A 22,411-nucleotide genomic window follows, 5' to 3' on the forward strand; every position below is an offset into this window, starting at 1 on the left:
GAATTGGTAAGCTGTCGGGCATTTCTCAACCATTTTTCTCGAAGGTTGTCGATTAACCTCGAACCGTCTCCCCCTCGGACCTTCTCCCCATCTCCCTTTTGTAACCGCTGCGTCTGGTTAAAAAAAAGAGCATCTGCTCTAATTAAGCTATATTCCCAAAAATACTATTTCTTTAAATTTTTGTATTATAGGTAACTGTGCCGAAAATTGCACCCGGAAACGCAGCAGTAAAGTGTGCAAAAAGATTTGAGTGGGTTAAACTAACTTTAGGAAAATTTTAGAGCTTAACTTGCAAGTCAGCACCCCGCTCTGAAAAGATGGGGCTTCATGCCCTAATCAAAAGAGATAGTTGACCAGCTATCGTCTTAACTGATTGCGTTATCAAAAATATGGGTCTAAGCCCAAGCTGCTATGCGATCGCGGGTGAAATGTTTAAAACAGTAATTGTCAGGAGTGAAAATACCTCACAAAAGTACCAAGCGACCAAGTAGCCCCCGTCTAGCAACAATCAATATTCGAGGCGGTTAAAACTGCCGGATGCGTATGTCCTCGCCCGCTCTGAAGACACGAGGTTTCGACACTACTAAGCTTTTCTCATGAAAAAATACCCATGCAGGAAGTTATCAACTCGTTTCAGTCTTTTTTTTCTAACTCTGTTGATGCTTTCCTAGAGTGCGATCGACAGCAAAAGTACCTATCCATCAATCCTATTGCTGCTGCTTGGATGGGATTGGAGCCTGCTGAAATAGTCAACAAAACTAATCAGGAATTATTAAAATTATATCCCAATAATACGGCTGTCAAAAATATAATCTCGCAGATTGATTCCTGCCTGCAACAAGTATTTATAACCGGGGAAACAAGGCTGGCAATTCATGAGGTGACGGCGGCAGACGGCGGGATTAAAATTTACGAAACAGCTTACACGCCAGCGGTGGATGCCTCTAGCAACCAGATGCGGGTTTTGGGCGTCGGTAGAGATATCACCAGGCACTACCGCTGGCAGCGGCAGAAAACTCAACAGTTGCGCCGATCGAACGATTTACTGTGGTTGAATGCAGCTAACAGTCCCCTGGCAATGGTAGGCTGGGATGAAGATTTTCGGATCGTTGAGTGGTCGAAACGCGCCGAGGAACTCTTTGGCTGGACATCCGATGATATGATGGGCAAGCAGTTCGGCGATTTGGCTTTGGTTTGCGAGGAAGATAGAGAGGCTGTAAGGGCGATCGAGCTCGAACTGGCCAGCGGCAACGGCAATACTTCAATTAACCAAAATCAAACTAAAAGCGGACAGATAATTTGGTGTCGCTGGTTCAACTCGATTATTCGCAGCGGCGACACTTTTACCGTGCTTTCTTTGGTGGAAGATATCACCGAGCACAAACGGTTGGAAGCAGAAAAAGCCCAAGCTTCTCGCCTCACAGCAATGGTAGCCGATGTCGGTATTGCCCTCACCAAACACCCTCAAGATATCCTGCTTCCCTGCTGCGAGGCAATGGTGCAGAATCTCGATGTCGCCTCTGCTGAAATTTGGACTTTCAACTCTCAAGAGAATGTTGGCCAATTGCAAGCAGCCTCGGGAATCTACAGCCGCACAGACGATCGGGCTAGCTTTATTGAAAGTAAGGTTAGATCGATCGCCCAACAGCAAAAACCGGAATTTGACTGCGGATTTGAACTGAATAATTTTGGACTCCCAGAGGAAGAATCCCCGAAAGCAACAGCGGCACACAGTTCCTCCGCAGCAATTATCAACACCGCTCAAAAGCCGGTCAATTGCCCAATCCCCAAGCAAATTCTTACCTTCGCCGGCTACCCTTTGATAGTCGAAGAACGGGTGGTGGGAGTCATGGTAATTATCAGCCGCCAGCCGCTGACAGCACTCTTTCAGGAAACTTTAGCATCCGTTGCCGGTGTCATAGCTTTAGGCATCGAACGCAAGCGTGCAGAAGCTGAATTAAAATCAGCTAAAGGGTTTCTCAATTCCGTAGTAGAAAATCTGCCGGTGGGAGTTTTTGCTAAAGATGCTTCTTCGCTGAAATTTGTGCTGTGGAACAAAGCGGGAGAAACGATCGCAGGTGTTACCAGTCAAGAGGCGATCGGCAAAAATGACTACGATATTTACCCCAAAGAACAAGCTGATGTTTTCACCGCTCAAGACAGGGAAATATTGACCGGCGATCGCAACCAACTTACTGTTAAAGACATAGCCGAAGAACCGATCCAAACTCGCCACAAAGGTATGAGAATACTGCACACCCGCAAAGTGCCAATTCTCGACGCCGCAGGCCGTCCTCAGTACGTTTTGGGGATTACTGAAGATATTACCGAACGCAGGCAGGTAGACGAAAGCGTGCGCCTCTACGACCAAATTTTCGAGAATATGCAAATTGGTTTGTACGTCTACCATTTAGAAAATATAGAGGATGACAGCACCCTCAGGACGATCGCCTCGAATCCCGCTGCTACCCTATTTACCGGATTAGAAATGGCCGACGTTTTGGGCATGACAATCGACGAGATTTTTCCCCGCCTGCGATCGAAAAACATTCCCCAAGCATTTGCTTCGGTAATTCTCAGTCAGAAAGCCGTAGAACTTGAAGATATTGACTGTGATGAAAGCGGCCGAATAACTCGCGCTTTTTCTATTAAAGCTTTTCCATTACCCAACAACTGCGTCGGTGTTGCTTTTGAAAACATTACTGCTCGCAAGTGCCTGGAACTAGAACTGCAGGTAGCTTTGGAAAAAACCGAACGTTCCAAACAACTCCTGCGCACGGTAATAGACAAAACCAGCGACTGGATTTTTGCCAAAGACAAAAAATTTAGGTGTATTTTGGCAAACAAGAGTTTCGCTCAAGCAATTGGTAAAACAGTAGAACAAATAATAGGAAAAGTCGATTTAGAATTAGGATTTTCCGAAGAAATAGTATTTGGGAATTCCGCCAAAAATATCCGAGGGTTCCGTGCAGACGACTCTGCTGTACTGGCAGGCGAAATCATCCACAATCCCTGCGAACCGGCAACTATTGCTGACGGTTCAGTACATATTTTTGACACCCAAAAAGTTCCTCTGCGCGACCATGAAGGTAATGTATTTGCAGTGCTAGCTTTCGCTCACGATATTACAGAACGACATGAAGCAGAAGCAGCTTTGCGTAGAAGTGAATCAAGATTTCGGTCTTTGGTAGCTAATATTCCCGGAGTAGTTTATCGCTGGAAGTGCGATTTTTCGACAAATTTTATTAGCGATGCCGTTTACTTACTAACGGGCTACCCTGCTGCGGATTTTATTTCGCTTTTGGACAAAGGATGCCGGACTTTTGCTAGCATTATTTACCCGGAAGATTTGGCAAAAGTAGAAGCAACTATTCGGCAAGGAATAGAAAACAAACAGTCTTATAGCTTGGAATACCGCTTGCTAGCAGCAGACGGCACGGTTAAATGGGTGTGGGATAAAGGTTCTCCTGTGTTCGACGCAGATGGGAACGTTTGCTGTTTGGATGGGGTGATTTTTGATATTAGCGATAGGTACTGCGCCGAAGAAGCATTGCGCCAAAAAACTTCCGAGTTGGAAGCTGTTTTTCAGGCCTTGCCCGATTTGTATTTCCGAATCAATGCTGACGGCATTATTTTGGATTACTTGTCAGGAAATTCAGCGGATTTGTACCTGAGTCCAGAGGATTTTGTGGGCAAACGAATGATCGATATATTGCCTAAAACCGCCGCTATCAAATTCGTGATGGCAATGATTGAAGTTTCCGAAAACCGAACTCCAATTAATATCGAGTATTCGCTAAACCTGCCGACAGGAGAAGAAACTTATGAAGCGAGATTGCTGCCTTTTAACTCGAATCAAGCGATCGCTATCGCCCGTAATATTACCAAACGCAAACAAGCCGAATCTCAATTAAAATATCAAAATCGCCAGCTCGAGCAAACATTAAAACAATTAGGAACGACTCAAGCTCAACTAATTCACGCGGAAAAAATGTCTGGTTTGGGACAGCTAGTCGCGGGAATTGCTCACGAAATTAATAATCCTGTCAGTTTTATCTACGGTAATATCACTTACGCTAGCGAGTATGCCAAAAACTTGCTGAAACTGTGCAGTTTGTACGAAGCACATTACCCGAAACCTATTGCTGCGATCGCGGAGTTTGCCGAACAAATAGAATTCGAGTTTATGAAAGAGGATTTCCCGAATTTGCTGACTTCAATTCAAACCGGAGCCGATCGGATTCGCCAAATAGTTCTGTCTTTGCGCAACTTTTCCCGCCTGGAAGAATCAGATATTAAGCGTGTTGATATCCACGAAGGAATAGACAGTGCTCTGTTAATTTTGCAGCACAGACTTAAAGAAAATGGCAGAAACCGCCAGATTGAAATAGTTAAACAATATGGGAAACTGCCACCAGTACAGTGCTACGTCGGACAGTTAAATCAAGTGTTTATGAATATTTTAAATAATGCTATTGATGCTTTAGCAGATGTCAGGAAGAGGAAGTTAGAATTGGCGAGTTCTTCGGATGCCCAACGGCAAGATTTTCCGACTTTACCTTTAAGTTGCGACCCATTGCCTGAGATTCACATTCGCACGGAGGTTTTGGAGAACAATCGGGTTGTGATAGCAATTTCAGATAATGGATCGGGAATGGCAGAGTCTGTTAAATCTCGGATATTTGACCCGTTTTTTACTACTAAACCAGTGGGGAAAGGTACTGGTTTAGGACTGTCTATCTCGTATCAGATTGTGGTGGAAAGACACGGGGGTACGCTGTGCTGCAAGGACGCGCCGGGAGGGGGAAGTGAATTCGCGATCGAGATTCCAATTCGGCAGAGGTAATGCGTCATTGGTAATGGGTAATGGGTAATGGGTAGTTGTACGCTAAAAATGATAACCTAATTAAAGATACTAAAAGTCAGGAATATCAACATGGTATACAAAGGCATAAATATTTCCAGTGCAGTTGCAAAACCCATTAAGGATGATGATGATGATGATGATGATGATGATGATGATTCCTACGTTGACTATTTTTATGACGATCCGGGGGCTCCGCCGGGAACTCTCGACTTAGAACCCGATGCGCCGCCTCCGGAGATTGTATTAATTGACTATTCCGACACAGCAGCTACTCGCGCCAACTTGGCAAATCCTCAAGAAGCTTCTGCCTATTTAGATACAGAATCTGTTTCTTGGGTTGATATGTTGGGATTAGGAAACAAAGAAACTTGGCGCCTCCTGGGTAAAGTGTTTAATTTGCATCTAATGGCTCAAGAAGATGTGGTTAATGTACCACAGCGCCCTAAAGTAGTAGATTACGAAGATCACCTTTTAATCATTGCCTGGATGGTGATACTTAAGCCGAATTCAGATAAGTTTCATAAAGAACAAGTTAGTTTTATTTTGGGTAAACATTACCTGTTAACTGTTCAGGAAGAACCGGACTATGATTGCTTTGGCCCCGTGCGCGAGCGCATTCGTAAAGGACAAGGAAATATTCGGAAACACGGAGCAGATTTTCTGGCTTATACTCTGTTAGATTCGATTATAGATGGATTCTTCCCAGTATTAGAAGTGTACGGAGAGCGCATTGAAGAACTAGAGGATGAAGTGGTGGAGAACCCCACCCGCAGAACCCTGGAAAAAATCTATAAAATCCGGCGAGAACTGCTGACGCTGCGCCGCGCAATTTGGCCGCAGCGGGATGCAATTAATGTTTTGATTCGAGATAGCAGTGATTTGATTAGTCCAGAGGTGCGAATTTACCTGCGCGACTGTTACGATCACACGGTGCAGGTGATGGATATGGTGGAAACCTATCGAGAGTTGTCTTCGGGTTTAATGGATGTTTATCTGTCATCGGTTGGCAATAAAATGAATGAAATTATGAAACTGCTGACAGTGATTTCTAGTATCTTTATTCCTCTAACTTTTGTGGCGGGAGTATACGGGATGAATTTCAATACAGAGAAATCTCCTTGGAATATGCCGGAACTGAATTGGTATTTTGGCTATCCGCTTTGTTGGGCGCTGATGGTAGCGATAGCCTCGGCTTTAGTTTACTTTTTCTGGCGGCGCGGCTGGTTTGAAAACTTTTCTACTGTCAAAGATGACTCAGTAAAGTAACCGGATTTAAGATGGGAGATTTGAGATTTTGGATTGAGGATTGAAGAATACAAAAGCCTGTTAGGTAAAAAGGTTTCCTGCCCCTAGTTGAAGCCGTGTCATAAATCCTTGCATGATAAATCCCAAATTTTTAATCCTCCCGATTCATCCGTGAGTGAATTTAAGCGGATTTGCATTGAAATTTAATTGTTTGGCGGGCTTTCCTGCCCACTGCACAAGAGTTTGAATAAACACAAAGGTCAAAATTAAGTGCGCGACAAGTTAAAATCGTAAATCTAAAATCCCAAAGTGATGGACGAACGATCGCGTACAATAAATCTGGGGAAAAAGTAGGCGCAGGCGGTTGCGGATTAGCGAAAGCTGGTCTGAGGAAAGTCCGGGCTCCCGAAAAACCAAACTTGCTGGGTAACGCCCAGTGCGAGCGATCGTGAGGATAGTGCCACAGAAAGATACCGCCCCCCGATTTGAGATTTGAGATTGCATCAAAAATCGAGCATCGAAAATCGCAAAGTGTTAGGGGGTAAGGGTGCAAAGGTGCGGTAAGAGCGCACCAGCAGCATCGAGAGGTGCTGGCTAGGTAAACCCCAGTTGGGAGCAAGGTCGGAGGAACTATGGTTGGTTTTTTACCGGTTCCGTTTTTTGGTACCGCTTGAGGCGTCTGGTAACAGGCGTCCCAGATAGATAACTGCCCTCGAAAACTGCTTGCAGTTGAGAGAACAGAACCCGGCTTATGTCCGACTTTTTCCCCCCCCTCAATTTGGGGTAAGGTGCTTATGACCAGACCTGTCAAGGTGCAGTCAACCTGTTGGCGTCATCGTAACCGTTGAGCTTTATTCTTGAGATGTTATTTATTGCTAATAGTCTATAAACAGAAGAAGATTTATCGATCGCCCGAAGCTGACATTTCCAGCGTTTGAGGCACTTCTTCACCACCTGGACAGATCTGACCAGAAGCACTGGGAGGACTATTTAGTTTTTTAAGGAAAAGCTTTTTACTGAGATGAATGTGATACCAGTTTCAAAAAAGAATGCAACTTTAGACAAGCTCCCAACCCGGATAGTCATCGGTTATTCCCAATTCTAAAATCTAAAATCTAAAATCTAAAATCTAAAATGGTATGATTTATCCGGGTCGCCAAAAGCAACTTGAAACATTAATTCAAAAATTGGGACTGCTGAAGGATGCTTCGATAAAATGGCATCTCCTCGATTTAGCTTTGACTCATGCGAGCGCGTCAGCTAAAGCAAATTACGAGCAACTAGAGTTTGTGGGGGATGCAGTTGTGCGGCTGGCGGCGTCGGAATTGTTGTTTGAGATTTATCCCGACTGTACAGTGGGGGAATTTGCTGCTATTCGATCGATCTTGGTGAGCGATCGCATTCTTGCTAAAATCGCTGAAAGTTACGGGTTCGATCGATATTTAATTGTTTCCACCAGCGCCGCCTCGGACAAAACAGGCGCTGAGCCCCGGCTGGCAGATGCTTTGGAAGCGGTACTGGCTGCGCTTTATTTGAGTACCCATACCTTAGAATTAATTCGCCCTTGGCTAGATTCTCACTTTCAACGCCTAGCGGCGGAAATCCGCAGCGATCCAGCCCGCCAAAACTACAAAGCTGCTCTCCAAGAGTTGACTCAAGGCAAATACAAAACTTTGCCCAAATATAGCGTGCAAGAAACCGGGACAGTACAGGGCCCAGAGGATCGTTTTACCGCAGAAGTTCTCATTCAGGGAAAGTTGGTAGCAGATGGAAAAGGTCGATCGATCAAAGCGGCCGAACAAGCAGCGGCTCAGGCAGCTTTCAATAAATTAGTTGATAGTCAGTAGTCAGTAGTCAGTTGACTGTTGACTGGTGTTATCAGTTATTGGTTATTTGTTAGCTGCTACCAATAACCAATAACTGATAACTGCTGCCAACAGTCAACAGTGATTTTTTTGAGTTAAAACATAGATAATAATAACAAAATATGCTATAATTACTGTGCGATTTTTGAAATTATAATCAATGAAAATCGGAATAGCTGTATTGGGTGCGGGCCGCTGGGGAGTTAACCTAATTCGCAACTTTCTCAACCATCCCAACAGTCAAGTTTTAGCGGTCGTAGACCCGAATCGAGATTCATTGGTGGCCGTTCAAAAACAGTTTAATCTCGATGCCTCGGTGATTCTAGCTGCCGATTGGTCTCAAGTGCAAGCATTGCCGGGACTCGAAGCTGTGGCGATCGCCACTCCAGCTTCCACACACTACACCCTCGCAGCAGCAGCCCTGCAACAAGGCTACCATGTCTTAGCAGAAAAACCCCTCGCCCTCAACCTCACTGAAGCAATAGAACTCTGTCAATTAGCCGAAAAACAGCAGCGGCAACTCTTCGTTGACCACACTTATCTATTTCATCCTGCAGTCGCTCGAGGCCAAAGAATTATTCAACAGCATCAACTCGGAAAATTGCGCTACGGTTACGCCCAGCGCACCCATTTTGAGCCGGTGCGGCACGACGTTGATGCCCTTTGGGACTTGGCCGTTCACGATATCGCTATTTTCAATACTTGGCTGGAACAAACGCCAATTCTAGTAAGGGCGATGGGCACTGTATTTCCGAAGGAAGAAGTCCCATGGAAGCCGTCCGATGTCCCTCGAAACAAGGAAGAAGGAATAAATAAAGAAGCAGCAACAGAAATAGAAAATCAATTTGTTCCTTCACTGCTGACTGTTAATCCTGCAGAAAAACTAGCAGATTTAGTTTTGGTAACGCTCACCTATCCCGACGGATTTCAAGCATTTATTCACCTGTGCTGGCTAAATCCTGACAAACAACGGCGCTTAACAGTTGTTGGCAGTTTGGGAAGCTTGATTTTTGATGAAATGTCGCCAGAAACTCCCCTGATTGTGCAGCGCGGCACTTCAGATTGCGGGCGCGAAGAAAATAACTCTTTTGAAAGTGCGATCGCACCGCAGCCTCATAGCCTCAGACACCACGAAGTGTTGAATTTAGAATCGGCAGAACCCCTGCAGCGAGTGTGCGATCGCTTCCTCAACTGCGTGCAAACTAATACCCCCTGTCCTACCTCTTCCGGCTCGGCCTCCGTCGCATTAATCCGGATTCTGAGCACTTTGAGCAAATCCCTCGAACTCGGCGGACAGCCCCTAATACCATTTTAGATTTTAGGTTTGAGATTTTAGATTGAGAAAATCACTCATAAACTTTTGACATTTCCATTTTCCGTTACCAAGTCATGGCTGTCAAAATAAAAACTTGACTGGTGATAGACAGGCAAAGAAATCATCACCGCAGTACCTTGATTCTCACCCGCGCTGTCCAGGGTAACGCTTCCGCTCATAGATTCCATTATCCTTAGGGAGAGAGCCAAGCCCAAACCGTTACCGCCAAAACTGCGAGTTCTAGAACCATCAACCATCACAAAAGGTTGAAACAATTTCTGCTGCTGCTCGGGAGCGATACCAATTCCCGTATCTTTAATTGTCACCACCACCCAATCCCTTTGACCGCCCTGGCCAGTCGTACTTTCCGCACTGCCGTTTAAACTAGCAGATTTCTTCCTGGATTCTAGCCGCACAGATATACTAATGCTGCCAGACTCTGTAAACTTAACGGCATTGCTCAAAACGTGCACAAACACCTCTTTTAGCTTCTCCGGATCGGCACGAACAATAATCGGATCGTGAGGTTCAAGCCCACTTAACTTCAAACCTTTTTCCTCGATTTTAGGTGCTTGCAAATCAATCGCGTCTTGAAGTACCTGGGTAATATCAAATACTTTTAAGTTTATGGCGAAAATGCCGGCTTCTATTTTAGCAATATCCAAAATATCATTAATAATATTTAGCAATTCCATTGACGAGTCGTGGGCCTCCTGCAAATATTCCATTTCTTCATCTCCGTCATCGCATAAGTCGTCCCGCACAAATTGAATGGAATTAATAATCCTGTTGAGCGGCGTTCTCAATTCGTGAGAAATATTGCCCATGAATTCATCTTTTAACTGATTGGCAACTTGCGCTTCCTTGGTTGCGACTTGCGCTTCCTTGGTTGCGACTTCCAAGTCTTTTGCCCAGGATCTGAGGCGCTGCACCATGCTGTTTAGTGCTTCTGATAGTTGATTAAATTCCCTAATTTGGAAATTTTGCGGCACCGCCTGCGGCGCTTCCGTATCTACATCTAATTTCAGCGCGTAGTCTCTCAGTTTTTCCAAAGGACGCGCCAAGTCGCGAGATAGATATAAAGTCGCGATGATACTAGCAGCAACTAAACCGACAATTAAATTAAATAAAACTTGCTGAATTTCTTCCAAACCTGACAGAGCGTAATCTAAACGAGAGACAGCTAAAATAATCCACTTGCTGTTCTCCTGTTTAGTTGAAGGACTCGGGATAGCAGCGTATCCTGCTAGCAACTCTACACCATTTCTTTCAAAGGAAAATAGGTGGAGAAAAGCTTGTCCGCCGGCGATCGCCCTTCTGACAATACTTTTTAGTCGAGCGGCATCTGCCTCGGCGTTGATATTCCCGCCCACGCGGTTGATATTCGGGTGCGCCAAAATCGTCCCATCTTGGTCGATCGCCACCGTATAGCCCGCTAGAGACCCCTTAGGAGCGCTGGTTTGCACAGGCAGGGCCGACTGCAAACTCAAAGCATAACTCAACTGCCGGCTGTTGCCCCGACTAATGTAAACAGGAGCGCTCAACACCAAACTCGCTTGGCTATCGCTGCCTTCTTTACCCGCCGCTGGAAAATCCTCAGCAGCCAAAGCCACATTTTGGTCGTTTGCTTTCCCCTGTCGCTGGTGAGGCAACGACAGACTGATGTAAACGCTCTTGTCGTCCAGCAGCGTTTGCTGCTGCTGTACTGGCGGCCAAAAGTTTGCCGGCAGCGACTGAATCGGCTGCTGCCCGCAAGTGCTTGCTATCACTTGATTTGTCTGTAAATCCGTCAATTGCAAGCAATCAACCTGCGCTGGCAACCGCTGACCTAATTGCGCGATAAACTTTTGATAATCCTTCGGATCTACAGACTGCAACATCGAGCTTTCCGAAGCGCCGATCAGATTCGACTTCAGCGATTTCGCCCACTGTTCAATAGTTTCTGCTTTTCTGACTGCACTTTCTGTCAAGTTTTGACGAGCAGTTTCCAGAAGCGTCGAGCGTGCCTTGCGATAGGTAACATACTCCCCCACCAGTAGAACAGGTACGCTGAGCAATAAAATCCGCGACAGTAAAATACGGCGAAAGGAGGATTGACCTAACTTAACCATAAGAAATATCTAAATTAAGGTGCAACACCCAACAGCGACTATTAAAGTGAAATAAACCAGACTGAAAGCGTGAATCTGTCTAGGGTGCTCTGCTGACGGGACAACACAGCTTCAGAACAAGATTTAAACACAATTATAGAAGCCACTGTAGTAATCTCAATTCTAAGTGTGTGGGCTTAAAGATGCTCAGCAATTGCTGCCGGCAAATACCTGTGATTTCGGTCACACTTCCATCCTCAATTCTGGGAGCGACTTGCACCCGTGAGCCCAGGAGCCAATTTTTCAGGCTGCAAAAAAGCCTCGGGTGGACATACCGCAGTTGTTTGAAGCTAGAATCGCATAGATGCACTCGGCCGAAGTTAAGAGGCAAAAAGTTCGGTCTCCCGCTAGTGTACGGAGAGAATTCTTGCTCGATCGGACTTTTTTTTTCCGAATGCCTTCTTGAGATGGACCAGAGATGGCGGATGGAATGGGCGATTCGAGATTTTGCACCCTGTGAAAGATTTCTTTGGAGCATCCGATTGATTCGGTGAGAACAATACTTCACCTCTCAAACACAAAGAATGAGATGATCGAGCAGCAGATCGACTCTGACAACCCTAAGGTAGCGAACCTTGGCCCAAACAGTGCACCCACGCTCCGTAAATTGGCGGTCTCGGCAATAATCTCCATAGCTTAATCGATGAAAAAAAACTTTAGCAATTATACGTATTATTACACAAACAACCGTCCCAGATATCATCATGCTTATTTGGTATCTCCCCTTTTAGAAATGCTGGCGACACTTCAGGAGGCCAGCCAGACAAAACTCCGAGTTTTGGATCTCGGCTGCGGCAATGGCAGCCTCAGTCACGTCATCGCCGAGCACGGCTGCGAAGTTGTCGGCGTTGACACTTCTGCACCCGGAATTGCCATCTCCCGTCAAAGTTTCCCCGAGTGTCAGTTTATCCAAGCAGATATTTACGACATCCCCGATACCGATATGCTGCGCTCATTTGATGTTGTCTTAGCTATTGAAGTAATCGAACACTTGCTTTATCCTAAAGAACTAGCAAAAACAGCAAAAAAATGCCTCAAGCCTGGAGGAAAACTAATTATTTCCACACCCTATCACGGGTATTTAAAAAACCTGGCTTTAGCTGTTTGTGGCCAACTAGATAAACATTTTACCGTACTTTGGGATAACGGTCACATTAAATTTTTTTCAGTAGAGACGCTGACCAAGTTATTAACATCTCAAGGATACACCGACATAAAATTTAAATTTGCTGGTAGGTGTCCCTATCTTTGGAAATCCATGTTATGCTGCAGTACGTTCTCGCCATCAGCGGAAAATTTATGAGTTTTTAGTTTTGAGTTTTCAGCCCATTCATTTTTCGGGATAGACAACCCGCCCTCATAAAAAGTAAAAGATAAGTTTCAGGGTAAAAAAACTAAAATGACTGTTGGCGTTTGGATATTAGGCGATCAACTTTGGCAGAACCAAGCTGCTCTCAACCGCACAGATGATAAATCTTCCCTACCCGTAATTTTAATTGAATCTTGGCAGCACGTTCAACAGCGTCGCTACCACCGACAAAAATTAGTATTAATTTGGTCGGCTATGCGGCACTTCGCTGAAGAATTGCGCGCCGGAGGCTGCCAAGTCACTTACACAACATCGGGGGACTTTGAAGCACCTCTCAAAGCTTGGATACAAGCTCACAATATCACCGAAGTGCGGGTGATGGCTCCGAACGATCGACCTTTTTTACAGATCGTTCAAAACTTGCAACTCCCCTGCAAAACAGCCCTGATTCCCAACAATCAATTCCTCTGGACAGAAACAGAATTCAAAGATTGGGCGTCAAGCCGCAAACGTTTGTTAATGGAAGACTTCTATCGAGCCAGCCGCCAGCGTTTCCAAATTTTAATGGATGGCAATAAACCTGTCGGAGGCCAGTGGAATTTTGACAAGGAAAATCGTCAGCCACCCAAAGGAAAACTGGATACACCGAAACCTCTCTGGTTTGAACCGGACGCCATAACTCAAGAAGTTATCGCACAAGTTAAATCTCTATCTTTCCCAACTTACGGAAACATTGAACCTTTTCGCTGGGCGGTTACACGAGAGCAAGCACTGCAAGTATTAGATAATTTCATCGAACAGTGTCTCCCCGCTTTTGGTCCTTATCAAGACGCGATGGTAACGGGGGAGGAAACAATGTGGCATTCTCTACTTTCTCCGTATCTCAATATTGGCTTGCTGCATCCTTTAGAAGTTATTCAAGCGGCCGAAACAGCCTACCTCGAAAAAAACTTAAATTTAAACGGCGTCGAAGGTTTTATCCGCCAAATTCTGGGCTGGCGAGAATACATTCGCGGTATGTATTTTTACGTGGATGCTGATTATTTTGAAAAGAATTGGTTCAACCACACTCAGCCGCTGCCGGAGTTTTTTTGGGACGCCAGCAAAACAGATATGAACTGTTTGCGCCAAGTTTTAACTCAAGTTGAAGGCAGCGGTTACGCGCACCATATCCAGCGGTTGATGATTTTGAGCAATTTTGGTCTAATTGCGGGAATCTCGCCGACTCAGCTAGAAAAGTGGTTCCACAGTGCGTTTGTTGATGCCTACGACTGGGTAATGCAGACTAATGTGCTGGGCATGGGTTTGTTTGCTGACGGCGGTGTGTTGGCGTCAAAGCCCTATGCTGCTTCTGCCAATTACATCATTGACACTCCCAGGCGTGAACGCACGGGGATTCTTTAATCTACGAGTCAACTTGCTGAGGCAGGATTTCTCCAACCAAAGTAGAGGTCAATTCTCCTAAAGTGTTGCTTGGTTCAAGACCAAAGGTTCCGACGTGCCCCGCCGTACCCAATCCTCGACTAAGGATGTTTCTAGCTGCGTTTTCATCTCTATCCATTACACACCCACATTTACAGACGTGTGTTCTAGTGGATAGCGTTTTCTTCACTATTCCACCGCAACTAGAGCATTTTTGGCTGGTGTACTGGGGACTCACCGCAACTGTGATCTTTTTAAATACCTTACCAAAGTATTCAAGCCAAACACGAAATTGATACCAAGATGCGTCATTAATAGACTTAGCTAGACAATGATTCTTCACCATATTTTTAATTCTCAAGTCTTCGTAGGCGACTACATCGTTTGATGAGATTACGCACCGTGCTAATTTCACAGCATGGTCTTTACGCTGCCTACTTATTTTGAGATGGCGTTTACCTAAAATCTGCCTAGCTTTGCCCCTATTTTTTGAACCTTTAACTCTCCTAGATACACGACGCCCTGCACGCTTGAGGACTTTTTCACCTTTTCTAAGGAATCTAGGGTTTTCAACCGTAATTCCATTTGAATCGGTGTAATATTCCTTCAGCCCCACGTCTAATCCGATCGTAGTACCAGAGGGTTCTGTGTTTTCTTTTCTATCGACATCCACACAGAATTGGACGTACACGCCATCAGCACGTTTGACCAATCTCACCCTTTTTATTTGGCTAATTTGGTAAAAATGTAGATCGCGTGTGCCTTTTAGTTTTAATCGTCCAATTCCTTTTTTGTCGGTAAAGTTGATTGATTTGAGATCGTCAGCAAGTTTCCAGCCACTGGTTTTGTATTCCACCGAGCGACAATCTCTTTGAAATTGTGGATACCCTTTTTTACCAGGAATATTTTTCTGGCAGTTATCGTAAAATCGGGAAATAGAAGACCATGCCCGTTCTGCGCTAGCTTGTCTTGCCATTGAGTTGAGTTCGTCAGCAAAGGGAAAATCCCGAGCTAGTACGGCGCAGTATTTATTTAAGTCGTTTTTACCCACTTTCTTGTTGTCCATCCAATAACGCAAACAGCTATTGCGGACAAACTTAGCGGTACGAATTGCTTCGTCTACTGCTTTGAACTGATTCGATTTTCCGTATGCCTTGAACTCAAAAACTAACATGACTTCACCTCCCATCTTATACTACACGCTCCAGCATAAAATGTTCGGCGAGTTATTAAAACTTTACAATTAAAGCCGGCCACTGAAGAAGGGGTTTTAAACCCAAATCTTTGATAACAAATAACCAATAACATTAATCAACAGTCAACAGTCAACAATGCCCAATGCCCCATGCCCAATGCCCCATGCCCATGCCCCATGCCCTTTGCAATTCTTATTTTTTCCCTGACTTTTCCCTAAACATTCCACAGCGTTTCCACAGGCAAGTCTGAGGTTTTCCACAGATTCGACAAAGTTTTCCACAGAAATTAACGGCACGGTAGCATCTTGCTGCGGAATTGGGGATTTCGTTAACTTGCTGCCCAATCCCTCATAAAACCCCCAAAACATAAAGATATGTAACAAAAAATGCCCTGAAAAGCTTATTATTTGGTAAACCTTTTTTTTATCTAAAGGACTTTGTAATATTTCGCAACATTGACAAACCCACCCCCTGATAGCGCACAATGATGCGACCGACCTAAAAAAAAAGCGCTCTGATTTCGGCTGTGCCTGCACCTGTATCCGGCCGAAGGGGGTTTCTGTTTTCAATTTATTAGCGAGACTAAAAAAAATGATGAACCCAACAGTCAGTATTTTTGCCGAAATTCCCGAAACGCTGCACGATTCTCTCAAAACTTACCTGGAAACCCATCCCGAATGGGATCTAGACCGAGTATTTTGCGCGGCCCTGTCGCTGTTTTTGTTGCAGAATGCCGATAGCGGTACGCCTGAAGCTTCACGCAGCTATCGCCAAGCTGCGAAAGTTTATCTCGAGACTCTGTTTCAGTACCCTCAAGACTTGCACAGCAACAATGTAACTCCCTCGTCTTAAAAGAGAACGTCCTGCAAGCCAGACGCGGTTTATTGGAAGAATCTTAGTTTATCGATCGGGTAAGGCGCCCACTGCTCGGGTGTCAACTTAAGCTTAAAATCCATGAGAACTCTCGCTTCTAGCGAGAGTCCCGATCCCCATTGCATCGGACGAATCGTTGCGGGGACTTTGATAGCTTCCAGTCCCCCCGGACTATCAGGGGGGCGCCGGGGGGAGAAGCTGCCCTAATCGTCAAACAGTAGACGGGTACTAAATAAGACGCCCTTGTTGACACCAATGGTGCTGATGGCGCACCCTACAGGCTACAGACTCATGACTGCTGACTAATGACTGAAGACTACATCATGCCCATGCCGCCCATGCCGCCCATGCCGCCCATGCCGCCCATGCCGCCCATGCCGCCCATGCCGCCCATGCCGCCCATGTCGCCCATGTCGCCGCCAGCTTTTTTCTTCTCGGGTTTTTCAACAATCACAGCTTCAGTGGTCAACACCATACCAGCAATGGAACCGGCATTTTGCAAAGCCGATCGCACCACCTTAGCGGGGTCAATAATCCCAGCGGCAATCATATCTTCGTACACGTCGGTGAGAGCGTTGTAGCCAATGTTGAACTCGCTCGCGCGCACTCGCTCGATGACGATGGAACCTTCAACGCCGGCATTATCAGCAATTTGACGCAAAGGTGCTTCCAAAGCTTTCTTCACCAAGTCAGCGCCTACTTGTTCTTCGCTGTCTAAAGTATCTCTGATCGCATCTATTTTTGTAATCAGGTGAAGTAGCGTCGTGCCGCCTCCAGCAACGATACCTTCTTCCACAGCAGCTTTAGTAGCGTTCAGAGCGTCTTCTATACGCAGTTTACGGTCTTTGAGCTCGGTTTCGGTAGCTGCGCCGACTTTAATTACAGCGATACCGCCGGCGAGTTTGGCGATGCGTTCGGTTAGCTTTTCCTTGTCGTAGTCGGAATCCGTCGCTTCTAGCTGCTTGCGGATTTGCTCGATCCGTTTTTGCACGTCAGCTTTGTGTTCGTCGCCAGCAACAATGATCGTGTTTTCTTTGTCGATCGTAATTTTGCGGGCGGTACCGAGCATTTCTAGAGTTGCGGTATCGATGCTGAGTCCGACTTCTTCGGAAATCAGTTGACCGCCGGTGAGCACGGCGATATCTTGAAGCATAGCTTTGCGTCGATCGCCAAAACCAGGAGCTTTGGTAGCTGCAATATTCAATACGCCGCGGGCTTTGTTAACTACCAGAGTTGCCAAAGCTTCGCCTTCAATATCTTCGGCGATAATTAGGAACGGTTGACCCGTGCGGGCGATTTTTTCGAGAACTGGAATTAGTTCTTGAATCGAGCTAATTTTTTTGTCGGTAATCAGGATGCGAGCGTTTTCGTAATCAACTTCCATGCGATCGCCGTTAGTGACAAAATACGGAGAAAGATATCCGCGATCGTACTGCATCCCTTCGACAACTTCCAATTCTGTTGTCAGAGATTTCGACTCTTCAACAGTAATTACGCCGTCTTTCGTGACTTTTTCCATTGCTTGGGCAATCATGGCGCCGACTTCTTCGTCGTTACCGGCAGAGACAGTGGCGACCTGAGCAATGGCGCTTCCTTCGACGGGTTTCGCCAATGAAGCGATTTCCAGTACCAAATGGGCGATCGTTTTTTCAATACCCCGGCGCAGCGCGACTGGGTTCGCGCCAGCAGCGACATTCTTCAAACCTTCGCGAATGAGGGATTGAGCTATAACCGTTGCGGTTGTAGTGCCGTCGCCTGCGATATCTTTAGTTTTGGAGGCGACTTCTTGAATTAAGCGAGCGCCGGCATTTTCCAGGGGGTCTTCAAGTTCAATCTCCCTAGCAACGGTGATACCGTCGTTAACGATTTGGGGAGCGCCGTATTTCTTTTCCAATAGGACATTCCGGCCTTTCGGGCCCAAGGTGATGCGGACAGCATCGGCAAGTTGATTGACGCCACGTTCTAGTGCCCGCCGAGATTTGTCGCTAAATGCAACTATTTTGGTCATGTTTGTCTCCTGTCGCTTACATTAGCAAATTTAGCACTCTCTGAGTCTGAGTGCTAAGTCATCAATTTTTGATTGTAGCGCGCCTCCATAGCCCTGTCCGGTTAAACTCACGCGAAAACGGGCCCAGAGGAGGCTCACCCACGAACAGAACGATATAGAACCCATTTGGGATCTCTGATGAGGAGATAAGATTAGAAATAAATGCCATACGACCGCAGCTTAACCGACTCATAGTGGGAAATCATCAAAAAATAGGGTAGAAACCCCGTCCTTTTAGGACGGCTTTGTGTTACAATATAATTGGTCAATGACCCACCCGCGACGATGGAGACATAAACCCTAACACCAAAGCTTGCAAGGACTGCAACGGGGAAGAAAAATCGGTAGACCGGGAAAAGATGACAGGGCAATGGGCAGTCCACCCCTAGAATCAAACAACAAAAATTTTTGTTGGTATTCGACACATAAAACCGCTTTCTCTTGCGGGGTTAGTCTGTAGAGCGAGCATAAGACCAAATCTCCTTGAGGGTGGAGGCCGCTGCATTCGAAGCAGAAAGGTTCAAGAAGTGATTCTTGGAATCACCGTGCCTGATAGTCGGTGAGGATGTCAATGAGCCACTGTTGCCGAGCGAAAAAGCAAACTAGACCGCTTGTGTGGACAAAGAGACAAATCCTGGATGAAATCTTCTACCAACTTAAAAATGGCTGCAACTGTTGTGATTTACCTTCATACTTGCCACCATACTCAACGGTATTTTGGCATTACAAGCAGTGGCGCGCAGAAGGAGTCGAGCGAGCGGATTATGGCTACCTTGCATTCTAGGGTACGTCAACAAGTCACAAAAAACCAAAGTGGACAACTTTATCGTTGACTCGCAAGCTGTGAAGAATACTTGCAATGCAAGTGTGCAGTCTTTCTGGATTTTGTAATGACAAATGTACCAATGGCATCAAAAGACATTTGCGGGACTTAAACAAAAAATCAGTCCGGAGCGTCGTATAATTCATTGTAGCTCACGCTTTCACGTCGAGAAGCAGGTAATGAAAGAAACAACTCCCACAGCCATGCCCCCATGCTTCAATAAATGGTGTTGTCGTTTCGACGATATTTTTACACACATTGCCTCAAAAAACCGGGTTTAGGCACTATCTGGGAGGATTATTGGGGGCGAGGGAGCGAAAAAATCTCACTCAGATCTCAAAAGATGCTGTGGGAGTGACTTATCACCGATTACATCATTTTTTAACTGAAGCTCGCAAGGAATGCCGAGCTTGTTAATGAGCGACGGTGGGAAGTAATGCAACAATGCAGTCAAACTAAAATTAGGAGGGGATTCACCCTAATAATAGATGACTCAGGTCAGAGAAAGAGTGGTAAATTAACTGCCGGAGTTGGCAGACAATATATCGGGCTTCTTGGCAAAACGGATAACGGGGTAGTCTTAGTAACCACACATTTATATGATAGGGTAAAAAGTTTGCCATTAGATGTATCGTTATACCAACACGCTAGTTCATTACCACAAGGAAAAGCAGCTCCCGAATTCATTAAAAAACCAGATATAGCTTGAAAATTGATTGACAAATGCTTAGAGAGGGGAGAGCGACCGGGAGTAGTTTTGATTGATGCAGGCTATGGTAATAATAGTAGGTTTTTGCAAGAGTTAGAGGTGCGGAAATTAAGATACATAGGAGGATTAGCGAAAAACCGAAAAATATTAGTTCAAATCGAACATGAACCAGAAGGAAAAGAGATTAGATTAGATGAACTAGCCAAAAGCCTGAATTCAGAGGCCTTTACTGCAATCCAAATCTAGAAAAGCCAAGAATCGTCTGGGTAGCAACTATCAAAGTAGAATAATCAACAATGTCCGAGTCAAAAACAGTAGCTATCGTCATGAATAGTCCGACTCTTTCGGCCGCGACAGAAGTAGATTATTTGATTACTAATGCTAGCACAGAGAAAGCAACAGGTGAATGGATAGTAACGACTTACTACCAACGTAATTTGGTGGAGGTATTCTCTCGTGAGGCTCTCGTGTTGGTTAGGGTTAAAAGAGTATCAAGTAAGAGGGTAGAGAAGTCTTGATCGACATTGGATGTTGGTGTTATGTGCCTACAGTTTTATTGTTTGGCATACCTTAACTGGTGGACCCAGACGAAGCGATGCTCACCAACCATTAGAGACATTTACGCTCTGCCTTATCAGCTTTGAGAACAGCTATATCTTATAGATTTGTGCGCTGGTTGCAAGAAAATATGGACGTATTTACGGCTTATAAAGCTAGTTCGATGCTCTATTTGGGCTTAATGTTTGTTTAAGTCCCGTTAACCGTTCTGATTTTAACTATTCTCATCTGTTTTAGTTCTGGGGTGCTCGCTGTTAGAAAGCTACAGGAAGCAGATCCAGCAGATATATTTTAGTGCTTCAAGCCTGGCTGCTGGAGATGAGAGAGTTGAAGTCGTTACTGTAGATTAAGCTATTGGTGTGGTGCACTTCATTTTTGCATCGGCTTTGAATCGGCGAGTTAAATTAAATTTATTGGTGAACTAATGTTAAAACAAGCAACCGTACTTATTAAGTATTTGAATCATTATTATGGGCAAGGTTCATTATGTAAACAAGTTTTATTTGATATTAACTTAGAAATAAAAGCGGGAGATTATTATTCTTACTGGACAATCAGGATCGGGAAAAACAACCCTAATTTCTTTAATTGGCGGATTAAGGTCGATTCAAGAAGGGAGTTTACAAACTTTAGGACAAAAATTATACCGAGCCAATGAAGAAATGATGGTCAGAGTAAGGCGACAAGTAGGCTATATTTTCCAAGCTCATAATTTGTTATAATTTATGACTGCTAGAGAAAACGTACAAATGTCTGTGGAACTTCATGCTTATCTGACGGATGTAGAAGCTAAAGCTAAGGCTGCATTGATGTTAAAAGAAGTGGGTTTAGGAAACCGGATTAACTATTATCCCCGCGATCTCTCAGGTAGGCAAAAACAAAGAGTCGCAATTGCTAGAGCGTGGGTGAGTAATCCTAAATTAGTTTTAGTAGATGAGCCTACAGCTTCTTTAGATAGTCATACTGGTCGAGAAATAGTTGAGATGATGCAAAGATTAACTAAAGAACAAGGATGTACAATTCTGTTAGTCACTTATGAGAATCGTATTTTAGATATTGCCGATCGTATTCTAGAGATGGAAGATGGAAGACTTAAGGCAAAATAACTGTTATCAGCTCAATCCAAATAAATTTATCTTAATCTTAGATAACTTATCACAAGGGAAAAATTATGTATAAAAACAACAAATTTTAGCTAGGCTTGTCAACCTTAGAGCAAGAAATAATATTAGAGCAGTTACCCATTCAAGGAGAAATTCCCCCTTGGCTTAATGGAAGCTTATTCCGTAACGGCTCGAGTAAATTTGAAGTGTCAATCAACAATATCGTCATTTTTTTGATGGTTTGGGAATGCTACATAAATTTACCTTTAAAGAAGGGCAAGTATCTTATCGCAATCGCTCTTTACGAGGTCAAACGTATCGGAAAAATATAGAAGCTGGCAAGATTTGTGTAGAGGAATTTGCCACTCCTATAAATTGCTCGATTTGGCAGAATGTTGGGTCGATCTTAAATCTAGATCTCAGTGACAATGCCCACTTAAATATAACGGAGATAGCTGGGCATTTTCTAGCGATTAGTGGTACTCCTAATCTGCTAGAAATTGACCCATCTACCTTAGAGACATATCGAGCTAATGACTTTTTTAATCAACTCTTAAAGATAGATATTCTCCAGCATAAAGTATCCACATAGTATGAACAAGGCTGTTATCCAGGTGAACCTATTTTTGTTCCTAAAGCGAATAGTGAACAAGAAGATGAGGGAGTTATTCTTTCTGTGGTTTTAGATGGAAACCAAGGCAATTTGTTTTTGTTAATACTGGATGGTCATTCTTTTGTAGAAATAGCCTTAACTAAAGTTCCTCATCATATTCCTTTCGGGTTATATGGTCAATACTTTCAGAAGCTAGCGTTGGATGAGAGCAGTTATTTCTAATAGTTTGAGCTGATATTTATTATGGGAGTGTAGTAATGATAGCAAAAAATGGATTAATTATCCTGGGGTGGTAAAAAATATAGCTAGGAACTTT

Annotated in this window: 12 protein-coding genes, 1 other RNA gene and 4 pseudogenes; 13 read left to right on the forward strand and 4 right to left on the reverse strand. The window is 44.6% G+C overall.

All coding sequences use genetic code 11. From position 1 onward, the window contains the following. Positions 1-610: 610 nt before the first annotated feature. The 5 genes from QUB61_RS12235 to QUB61_RS12255 all read left to right on the forward strand — a co-directional run bounded on the left by QUB61_RS12235 (position 611) and on the right by QUB61_RS12255 (position 9,292). Positions 611-4,846: a PAS domain S-box protein gene (locus tag QUB61_RS12235; protein ID WP_333128256.1), complete on the forward strand. Its 4,236-nt coding sequence runs from the start codon at positions 611-613 to the stop codon at positions 4,844-4,846. Positions 4,847-4,936: 90 nt separating this feature from the next. After that, positions 4,937-6,133 carry a magnesium/cobalt transporter CorA gene (corA, locus tag QUB61_RS12240; protein WP_333128258.1) on the forward strand — a complete coding sequence of 399 codons (1,197 nt, stop codon included), beginning with the start codon at positions 4,937-4,939 and terminating at the stop codon, positions 6,131-6,133. A 326-nt stretch (positions 6,134-6,459) separates the two neighbouring features. Continuing rightward, positions 6,460-6,879, forward strand: an RNA gene (gene rnpB / locus QUB61_RS12245) — RNase P RNA component class A. 372 nt (positions 6,880-7,251) lie between these two features. Beyond that, positions 7,252-7,959 (forward strand): ribonuclease III, encoded by a 708-nt coding sequence (gene rnc / locus QUB61_RS12250; RefSeq protein WP_333128260.1) that lies wholly within the window; start codon positions 7,252-7,254, stop codon positions 7,957-7,959. 178 nt (positions 7,960-8,137) lie between these two features. Further along, positions 8,138-9,292, forward strand: a complete 1,155-nt coding sequence (locus QUB61_RS12255; RefSeq protein ID WP_333128262.1) for a Gfo/Idh/MocA family oxidoreductase — start codon at positions 8,138-8,140, stop codon at positions 9,290-9,292. A 35-nt stretch (positions 9,293-9,327) separates the two neighbouring features. Here QUB61_RS12255 and QUB61_RS12260 read toward each other — a convergent pair whose 3' ends face one another. Continuing rightward, on the reverse strand, positions 9,328-11,403 hold the full coding sequence (locus tag QUB61_RS12260; protein WP_333128264.1) for an ATP-binding protein: 2,076 nt from the start codon (positions 11,401-11,403) through the stop codon (positions 9,328-9,330). Positions 11,404-12,085: 682 nt separating this feature from the next. On the opposite strand from QUB61_RS12260, the gene QUB61_RS12265 reads away from it, so the two are divergent. After that, positions 12,086-12,745, forward strand: a complete 660-nt coding sequence (locus QUB61_RS12265; RefSeq protein WP_333128266.1) for a class I SAM-dependent methyltransferase — start codon at positions 12,086-12,088, stop codon at positions 12,743-12,745. A gap of 96 nt (positions 12,746-12,841) precedes the next feature. Further along, a complete protein-coding gene (locus tag QUB61_RS12270; protein ID WP_333128268.1) occupies positions 12,842-14,155 on the forward strand; it encodes a cryptochrome/photolyase family protein in 1,314 nt (437 codons plus the stop codon). A 1-nt stretch (position 14,156) separates the two neighbouring features. On the opposite strand, the gene QUB61_RS12275 is transcribed toward QUB61_RS12270, so the two are convergent. Next, positions 14,157-15,347: a transposase gene (locus QUB61_RS12275; RefSeq protein ID WP_333128269.1), complete on the reverse strand. Its 1,191-nt coding sequence runs from the start codon at positions 15,345-15,347 to the stop codon at positions 14,157-14,159. A gap of 144 nt (positions 15,348-15,491) precedes the next feature. Beyond that, positions 15,492-15,737 carry a hypothetical protein gene (locus QUB61_RS12280; protein ID WP_333128271.1) on the reverse strand — a complete coding sequence of 82 codons (246 nt, stop codon included), beginning with the start codon at positions 15,735-15,737 and terminating at the stop codon, positions 15,492-15,494. Between the two features lie 226 nt (positions 15,738-15,963). Between QUB61_RS12280 and QUB61_RS12285 the strand changes: the two genes are divergently transcribed. Further along, complete coding sequence (locus tag QUB61_RS12285) at positions 15,964-16,221, forward strand: DUF2811 domain-containing protein (protein ID WP_332960645.1); 258 nt, start codon at positions 15,964-15,966, stop codon at positions 16,219-16,221. Between the two features lie 337 nt (positions 16,222-16,558). Here the strand turns inward: QUB61_RS12285 and groL are convergent, their stop codons facing one another. Next, a complete protein-coding gene (groL, locus tag QUB61_RS12290; RefSeq protein WP_333128273.1) occupies positions 16,559-18,250 on the reverse strand; it encodes a chaperonin GroEL in 1,692 nt (563 codons plus the stop codon). Positions 18,251-18,860: 610 nt separating this feature from the next. Here groL and QUB61_RS12295 point away from each other — a divergent pair. The 5 genes and pseudogenes from QUB61_RS12295 to QUB61_RS39860 form a co-directional block, all read left to right on the forward strand. Further along, positions 18,861-19,073 (forward strand): transposase, encoded by a 213-nt coding sequence (locus QUB61_RS12295; protein ID WP_445300614.1) that lies wholly within the window; start codon positions 18,861-18,863, stop codon positions 19,071-19,073. A gap of 218 nt (positions 19,074-19,291) precedes the next feature. Beyond that, positions 19,292-20,572 (forward strand): annotated as a pseudogene (locus tag QUB61_RS12300) (IS701 family transposase). A gap of 231 nt (positions 20,573-20,803) precedes the next feature. Next, positions 20,804-21,485: pseudogene (locus QUB61_RS12305) on the forward strand (DevA family ABC transporter ATP-binding protein). Positions 21,486-21,708: 223 nt separating this feature from the next. Then, positions 21,709-22,074 (forward strand): annotated as a pseudogene (locus QUB61_RS39855) (carotenoid oxygenase family protein); the annotation flags it as partial. 15 nt (positions 22,075-22,089) lie between these two features. Beyond that, a pseudogene (locus QUB61_RS39860) lies at positions 22,090-22,317 on the forward strand (carotenoid oxygenase family protein); the annotation flags it as partial. Positions 22,318-22,411 lie beyond the last annotated feature (94 nt).

It is taken from the genome of Microcoleus sp. C2D2, from assembly GCF_036702495.1.
Lineage (GTDB): Bacteria > Cyanobacteriota > Cyanobacteriia > Cyanobacteriales > Microcoleaceae > Microcoleus.

What these genes read in the sequence shown, in the direction of transcription:
- QUB61_RS12235 (WP_333128256.1), top strand. Translation starts at nt 611, where the DNA reads ATGCAGGAAGTTATCAACTCGTTTCAGTCTTTTTTTTCTAACTCTGTT.
- corA (WP_333128258.1), top strand. Translation starts at nt 4,937, where the DNA reads ATGGTATACAAAGGCATAAATATTTCCAGTGCAGTTGCAAAACCCATT.
- rnc (WP_333128260.1), top strand. Translation starts at nt 7,252, where the DNA reads ATGATTTATCCGGGTCGCCAAAAGCAACTTGAAACATTAATTCAAAAA.
- QUB61_RS12255 (WP_333128262.1), top strand. Translation starts at nt 8,138, where the DNA reads ATGAAAATCGGAATAGCTGTATTGGGTGCGGGCCGCTGGGGAGTTAAC.
- QUB61_RS12260 (WP_333128264.1), bottom strand. Translation starts at nt 11,403, where the DNA reads ATGGTTAAGTTAGGTCAATCCTCCTTTCGCCGTATTTTACTGTCGCGG.
- QUB61_RS12265 (WP_333128266.1), top strand. Translation starts at nt 12,086, where the DNA reads ATGAAAAAAAACTTTAGCAATTATACGTATTATTACACAAACAACCGT.
- QUB61_RS12270 (WP_333128268.1), top strand. Translation starts at nt 12,842, where the DNA reads ATGACTGTTGGCGTTTGGATATTAGGCGATCAACTTTGGCAGAACCAA.
- QUB61_RS12275 (WP_333128269.1), bottom strand. Translation starts at nt 15,347, where the DNA reads ATGTTAGTTTTTGAGTTCAAGGCATACGGAAAATCGAATCAGTTCAAA.
- QUB61_RS12280 (WP_333128271.1), bottom strand. Translation starts at nt 15,737, where the DNA reads ATGTTTTGGGGGTTTTATGAGGGATTGGGCAGCAAGTTAACGAAATCC.
- QUB61_RS12285 (WP_332960645.1), top strand. Translation starts at nt 15,964, where the DNA reads ATGAACCCAACAGTCAGTATTTTTGCCGAAATTCCCGAAACGCTGCAC.
- groL (WP_333128273.1), bottom strand. Translation starts at nt 18,250, where the DNA reads ATGACCAAAATAGTTGCATTTAGCGACAAATCTCGGCGGGCACTAGAA.
- QUB61_RS12295 (WP_445300614.1), top strand. Translation starts at nt 18,861, where the DNA reads ATGAGCCACTGTTGCCGAGCGAAAAAGCAAACTAGACCGCTTGTGTGG.